Origin of the sequence: Parvibaculum sp., from assembly GCF_035511255.1 — a bacterium.
Lineage (GTDB): Bacteria > Pseudomonadota > Alphaproteobacteria > Parvibaculales > Parvibaculaceae > Parvibaculum.
Genome location: NZ_DATKFR010000391.1, coordinates 1 through 6,209, shown reverse-complemented (window position 1 = coordinate 6,209; position 6,209 = coordinate 1). Strand labels below are relative to the sequence as shown.

The 6,209-nt window shown below is 63.0% G+C and carries 5 protein-coding genes and 1 pseudogene; 5 read left to right on the top strand and 1 reads right to left on the bottom strand.

What is annotated here, in order from left to right; genetic code table 11:
• The 5 genes and pseudogenes from VMR03_RS15085 to VMR03_RS15065 all read left to right on the top strand — a co-directional run.
• Positions 1-474, top strand: a pseudogene (locus VMR03_RS15085) (leucyl aminopeptidase); the annotation flags it as partial.
• Positions 471-920 (top strand): DNA polymerase III subunit chi, encoded by a 450-nt coding sequence (locus tag VMR03_RS15080; protein ID WP_325406656.1) that lies wholly within the window; start codon positions 471-473, stop codon positions 918-920. The pseudogene VMR03_RS15085 and the gene VMR03_RS15080, both read left to right, overlap by 4 nt.
• A complete protein-coding gene (locus tag VMR03_RS15075) occupies positions 902-2,053 on the top strand; it encodes a saccharopine dehydrogenase family protein (protein WP_325406654.1) in 1,152 nt (383 codons plus the stop codon). The genes VMR03_RS15080 and VMR03_RS15075 overlap by 19 nt, the downstream gene beginning before the upstream one ends.
• Positions 2,043-2,996, top strand: a complete 954-nt coding sequence (locus tag VMR03_RS15070; RefSeq protein ID WP_325406652.1) for a DCC1-like thiol-disulfide oxidoreductase family protein — start codon at positions 2,043-2,045, stop codon at positions 2,994-2,996. The genes VMR03_RS15075 and VMR03_RS15070 overlap by 11 nt, the downstream gene beginning before the upstream one ends.
• Positions 2,997-3,109: 113 nt before the next feature.
• On the top strand, positions 3,110-4,024 hold the full coding sequence (locus tag VMR03_RS15065) for an MBL fold metallo-hydrolase (RefSeq protein ID WP_325406650.1): 915 nt from the start codon (positions 3,110-3,112) through the stop codon (positions 4,022-4,024).
• 147 nt (positions 4,025-4,171) lie between these two features.
• Here VMR03_RS15065 and VMR03_RS15060 read toward each other — a convergent pair whose 3' ends face one another.
• Positions 4,172-6,067 carry an ABC-F family ATP-binding cassette domain-containing protein gene (locus VMR03_RS15060; RefSeq protein ID WP_325406648.1) on the bottom strand — a complete coding sequence of 632 codons (1,896 nt, stop codon included), beginning with the start codon at positions 6,065-6,067 and terminating at the stop codon, positions 4,172-4,174.
• Positions 6,068-6,209 lie beyond the last annotated feature (142 nt).

Sequence of the window (6,209 nt, the reverse complement as noted above, 5' to 3'; positions counted from 1 at the left end):
GTCATCAATACCGACGCCGAAGGACGCCTCGTCCTCGCCGATGCGCTCTGGTACACGCAGAACCGTTTCAAGCCGAAATTCATGATCGACCTTGCGACGCTCACGGGCGCGATCATGGTGGCGCTCGGCAAGGAATATGCGGGCCTCTTCTCGAATGACGACAAGCTCTCGACGCAGCTTGCCGAAGTCGGCGAGGCAGAGGGCGAGAAGGTCTGGCGGATGCCGATGGGCCCCGCCTACGACAAGATGATCGACTCGCGCTTTGCCGATATGAAGAACACGGGCAGCCGCGACGGCGGCTCGATCACGGCGGCGCAGTTCCTTCAGCGCTTCGTCAACGACGTGCCCTGGGTGCATCTCGACATCGCGGGCACGGCCATGGCGTCGCCCGCGACAGCGACGAACCAGAGCTGGGGTTCGGGCTGGGGCGTGCGGATTCTCAACCGTCTCGTCGAAGATTATTACGAGGCATGACGGAAGTTCTCTTCTATCACCTCCAGAACGCGCCGCTCGAGCAGGTGCTGCCGCAACTGCTCGAGCGCTCGCTGGCGCGTCCCTGGCGTGCGGTGGTGAAGGTCGGCAATGCCGAGCGGCTGGAAGCGCTGGTCAATCATCTCTGGACCTATCGCGACGACAGCTTTCTGCCGCACGGGACGCGCGAGGACGGGCCGGCCGAGGCGCAGCCGATTTTCATGACGGTGAAAGACGAGAACCCGAACGGCGCGCAGGTGATCTTTCTCGTCGACGGCGCGGAGCCGGGAGATGTCGCCGGTTATGAACGCTGCGTGCTGATGTTCGACGGCCGCGACGAGGAGGCGCTGGCACGTGCCCGCGAGCACTGGAGGCGTTTCAAGGGCGAAGGCCACGACGCCACCTACTGGCAGCAGAACGATGGCGGCCGGTGGGAGAAGATGGCTTGAGGGGCGATGTTTCTCCGACAATCGTCATTCTCGGAGGAACGGGTGTTTTCGGAGGCCGACTCGCCAAGCGGTTAGCGCGCTTTCGGGACGTTCGTCTGGTCATCACCGGGCGCGACCGGGACAGGGCGAGGAAATTCGCCGCCGCACTTCGCAGATCGACGGGGTGCCCGTCTATCGAAGGCGATTGCCTCGCACTCGGGTCATCGCTCGGCGAGCGGTTGACGCGAATTGCCCCCGATGTCGTCGTGCATGCGGCGGGACCTTTTCAGGGGCAGGATTATAGCGTTCCAGAGGCGGTGCTGATGGCGGGCGCCCATTATGTCGATCTGGCTGACGGACGTGATTTCGTTCTGGGGTTCGCCGCACATCTCGACGACATTGCGCGGAGCCGTGGATTGATCGCGGTGGCCGGGGCGAGCAGCGTTCCAGCCTTGTCGTCCGCTGTCGTCCTTGAACTCGCTAGAGACCTTGGCGAGGTGACCTCGATCGAGATCGGCATCAGTCCCGGAAATCGGGCACCGCGCGGCGACGCCGTCATTCGTGCGATTCTGAGCTATTGCGGCAAGCCTATTCCCGGCTGGGCAAACGGCAGGCGCAGTGAAAGAATCGGTTGGCAGGGACTTCGCCGGGAAATCATCGGAGAACTTGGTCCTCGCTGGTTCTGCGATTGCGACGTTCCCGATATTCAACTCTTTGCACAAGCCTACCCCAAGGCCAGAGACATTCGCTTCGGCGCGGGGCTCGAACTTGGCTTCCTGCATCTCGGCCTATGGGGACTTTCCGCCATGGTGCGCGCGAGAATGTTGCCGCCGCTCGATCGTTTTTCCGGACTGCTTCGATCAGTGGCCGATCTTCTCGAGCCCTTCGGATCGGATGCCGGGGGGATGTTCGTAAGAGTGACCGGGAAATCGAAAGAGGGGTTGCCCGTGTCGCACGGCTGGCAACTGGTCGCGAAGCAGGGCGACGGCCCCTATGTTCCTACCTTGCCTGCATCTATCATGGTGCGGAAAATTCTCACCGGCGGCGCAGGCGCTCCGGGAGCACGTACGAGCTTTGGAACTATAATGCTCAAGGAATTTATGGACGAAGCGGCAGACCTTCATATCGAGATGGGCACCAGCGATGTCAGATGAGGCGGCGTTGTTCAGGCGTATAGCCGGCTCTGCCTTCGATGCCATGCCGGAAACGCTGCAGCATTTCCATGGAGGGCCGGACATCAGAACTTCGGCAGGGCGATGCCGTGTCGAGGTTGGAGGGAGTCCCGTCGCGCGCTTTCTCGTCTGGCTCCTGTCATTGCCATATGCCACCGACGAGGCCCCGATTACCGTCACCCTGCGACGTGAAGCGGATCGGGAGGTCTGGATCCGAGAAATCGGCGGAAGAAGGTTCCAGTCCGTCATGCATCGGACCAACTCGAACCTTCTCTCCGAGACAATCGGACCGGTACGGTTTTTCTTTCGTCTGGACACCAGCACCGAGGGATTCTCACTCTATCTGACAAGATGCCGGGTGTTGGGAGTTCCGCTGCCACGGGCTCTCTTGCCCGTCGTCGCTGCACGGGAGGTGAGCAACGGTTCGGGTATTGCATTTGATATTTCCGCCGGCCTGCCGCTGGTCGGCCTTATCGTGGCTTATCGAGGAGAGCTGACAAACTCTGAGGTGCCGGAGGGCGAAAGGCCGGGGCAACCGGTCATGCTGTTCGACGGCGTCTGCAACTTCTGCAACGGGGGCGTCGACTTCTTTCTGAAGCGCGATCCTTTCGGCCGAATTCGCTTCGCCGCGATGCAATCTCCCCGAGGATTGACCTTTCTGCTCAAGCACGATCTCCCGACGCATGAATACAAGACCTTCATCGTTCTGGATGGAGAACGGATCATTCGCAAATCGGATGGCGTTCTTCATCTGACGGGGTATCTGAGTTGGCCCTGGCCTTTGCTGAGGGTTTTTTCCCTGGTGCCACGATTCATCCGCGACCGCATCTACGATCTATTTGCGCAAAATCGCTACAAGCTCATGGGCAAGCGCGATGTTTGCCGGGTGCCGACCGCCGCTGAACGGGAGCGCTTCCTGCTTTGAGACGGGGATAAGTTCGGAGAAAGATAATTAAAACTTATCCCCGTTGATCGGGATGTCGACCTCCCCATATCGTGACGAGGCGGCAATGAGGCCGCGGGGAGAGGGGACGAGCGATGGGCTGGAAGCGTGTTGCACTGATCATTCTGGCGGCGGTCGCCGTCATCGGGGGCGGCGGTTATTACTGGTTCATCGTCGAGAGCCATGCGCCGGCCGATGGGCACTTCGCGCTCGACATGGAAGAGATACGGCGGCTTTCGGATGAGAAGCCCGGCGGCAAGGCGGTCGAGATCGATGCCGAGAAGGTCGCGGCATTCTCGTTTCCGCTGACGGCGGTTATTGCCGGTGGCGGCTGGAAGAAGGTGGAGATGCCGGTCTATTCGTACCGGCTGGTCTTCCCGGACGGCGGGACCGCGATTATCGATACGGCGCTCGACGCGAAGGTCGGCGGCTCGCAGCTCGCATCTTTCGACCAGGCCGCCTACGACCGCATGAGCGCGGCGCTGGACAAGGCATCGCTGATTATCATCACGCATGAGCATATGGATCATATCGGCGGGTTGACGGAGCATCCGGACGTCAGGCGCATCCTGCCGGCGACGCGGTTGACGCAGGAGCAGGTGGACCATCCGGAACGATCCGTACCCGCCGCATTTCCGGCGGGGGCGCTCGACGGCTACAAGCCGCTCGTCTACGACCATTACGAGGCGGTCGCGCCGGGCGTCGTGCTCATCAAGTCGCCGGGGCATTCGCCGGGGAGCCAGATGGTCTATGTGCGCAAGGCAGACGGGACGGAAGTGCTCTTCATCGGCGACGTGGCGTGGAAGTTCAAGAACATCGAGCTGGTGCGCGAGCGGGCGCGGCTCGTCACGCAGTTCATGCTGAAAGAGGATCGCGAGGCAGTTTTCGCACAGCTTGCCGAGTTGCACCGGCTGCACGAGGCGGAGCCGAAGATCCATATCGTGCCGGGGCATGACGGGGATGCGGTCGGGGCACTGGAGAGTGCGGGGGTGGTGAAGGCGGGGTTTTGAGGGAAAGCGCCGAGCAAGCGGCCCCTCATCCTCCCACGCCTTCGGCGCGGGTCCCTCCCTCTCCCGCAAGCGGGAGAGGGCAGGAAAGCGCGCCTCGTGCATCTAGCCCTCTCCCGCTTGCGGGAGAGGGTTGGGTGAGGGTTTTTTCTAATCCGCCATGGCCTCGTCGTAGGCGGCGGTGGCGTGGAGCCAGTCTTCTTCGGCTTTGGCGAGCGCCTTCAGCGCGTCGGCGCGGAGTTTGGCGAGGCGGGCGGCTTCGTCGGGTTTGGCGGCGAGGTCGGCTTCGTGCTTCGCGACCTCGGCTTGCAGCCGCTCGACTTCCTTCTCCGCGGCCTGCGCCTTCTTCTTCAGCGGCGCGAATTGCTCGCGCTTCTGGGCGGCGATGCGGCGGGCTTCCTTCTTGTCGATCTGGGGCTTCGGCGCGGGGCGCGCTTCGGCCTCGGCTTCTTCCTCGGCCGTCAGCGGCTTGATGCGGCGGGCCGGATCGAGCAGCCATTTGCGGTAGTCGTCGAGGTCGCCGTCGTAAGGCGCGACAGTGCCGTCGGCGACGAGCCAGAGGCGGTCCGCGCAGGTCTCGATCAGATGGCGGTCGTGGCTGATGAGGATGAAGGCGCCTTCGTAATCGTTGATCGCCATCACCAGCGCCTCGCGGCTGTCGACGTCCAGATGGTTCGTCGGCTCATCGAGGATGATGAGGTGCGGCTTGTTGTAGGTCTGTACCGCGAAGAGAAGGCGCGCCTTCTCGCCACCGGACAGTTTTTCGACCTTCGTGTCCGCCTTGTCGGCGCCGAAGCCGTAGGAGCCGGCGGTGGCGCGGACCTGCGCCTGCGTCGCGGTCGGCATCAGCTCGCGGAAATGCTCGTAGGGCGTCTCGCCCATGTTGAGCTCGTCGAGCTGGTGCTGCGCGAAGTAGGCGATGCGGAGCTTCTTCGAGTCGTATTTGTGGCCGCCCGTGACCTGCAACCGGTCGCAGAGGAGCTTCGCGAAGGTCGACTTGCCGTTGCCGTTCGCGCCGAGCAGCGCGATGCGGTCGTCATGGTCGATGCGGAGATCGAGATCCTTCAGCACCGGCTTGTCGGGCGTATAGCCGACCGACGCATGTTCGAGGCGGATGATCGGCGAGGCCAGCGGCTTGTCCGGCGCCGGGAAGCGGAAGGGCATCACGCGCTCGCTCAGGATGTCGGCAATGGGCTCCATCTTCGCCAGCGCCTTGACGCGGCTTTGGGCCTGGCGAGCCTTGGAGGCCTTCGCCTTGAAGCGGGCGACGAATTCCTCCATGTGGCGGCGCGCGTCTTCCTGCTTCTTCTTCATCGACAACTGGAGCATCAGCTTTTCGCGGCGCGTGCGATCGAAGCGATCGTAATTGCCGCTGTAATAGGTGAGCTTCTTGTGTTCGAGATGCAGGATGCCCTGCGCGACATTGTTCAGAAGATCGCGGTCATGGCTGACGATCAGAACGGTGTAGGGATAGGAGCGCAGATAGTCCTCGAGCCAGATCGTGCCTTCGAGATCGAGATAGTTGGTCGGCTCGTCGAGGAGCAGGAGGTCGGGCTCGGAAAAGAGCACCGCCGCGAGCGCGACGCGCATGCGCCAGCCGCCCGAGAAATCGGAGCAGGGACGCGCCTGCGCCGCTTCGTCGAAGCCGAGGCCGGCCAGGATCGAGGCGGCGCGGGAGGGTGCGGCATGAGCGCCCATGTCGGCGAGGCGGGTGTGGATTTCGGCGATCCGGTGCGGATCGGTCGCGTGTTCGGCCTCGTCGAGCAGCGCGGCGCGCTCGGTGTCGGCCGCCAGAACCGTATCGAGCAGGGTGGTCGGGCCGGCCAGAACCTCCTGCCGGACCATGCCGACGCGCCAGTTCTTCGGAAAGCTGATGCCGCCCGTCTCGGTCTGGTACTCGCCGGTGATGATCTTCAGCAGGGTCGACTTGCCGGTGCCGTTGCGGCCGACAAAGCCCACCCGCTGGCCCGGCGGAATGGCCGCGGTGACATGGTCGAGGAGGAGGCGCCCCTCCATACGGAAAGTGAGATCGTTAATGTGCAGCATGGGGCGGTTCCTTAGCACGGACGGTTGCCGTAGTCATTAAGCCCGGCTATAACCCGCGCAAATTCCCTAACCCCTTGAATTCAGGAACTCTGAGCATGGCCCTCGAACGGACCTTCTCGATCATCAAGCCGGACGCGACCCG

Coding starts and splice junctions, on each gene's coding strand:
- VMR03_RS15080 (WP_325406656.1), top strand. CDS start 471: ATGACGGAAGTTCTCTTCTATCACCTCCAGAACGCGCCGCTCGAGCAG.
- VMR03_RS15070 (WP_325406652.1), top strand. CDS start 2,043: ATGTCAGATGAGGCGGCGTTGTTCAGGCGTATAGCCGGCTCTGCCTTC.
- VMR03_RS15065 (WP_325406650.1), top strand. CDS start 3,110: ATGGGCTGGAAGCGTGTTGCACTGATCATTCTGGCGGCGGTCGCCGTC.
- VMR03_RS15060 (WP_325406648.1), bottom strand. CDS start 6,067: ATGCTGCACATTAACGATCTCACTTTCCGTATGGAGGGGCGCCTCCTC.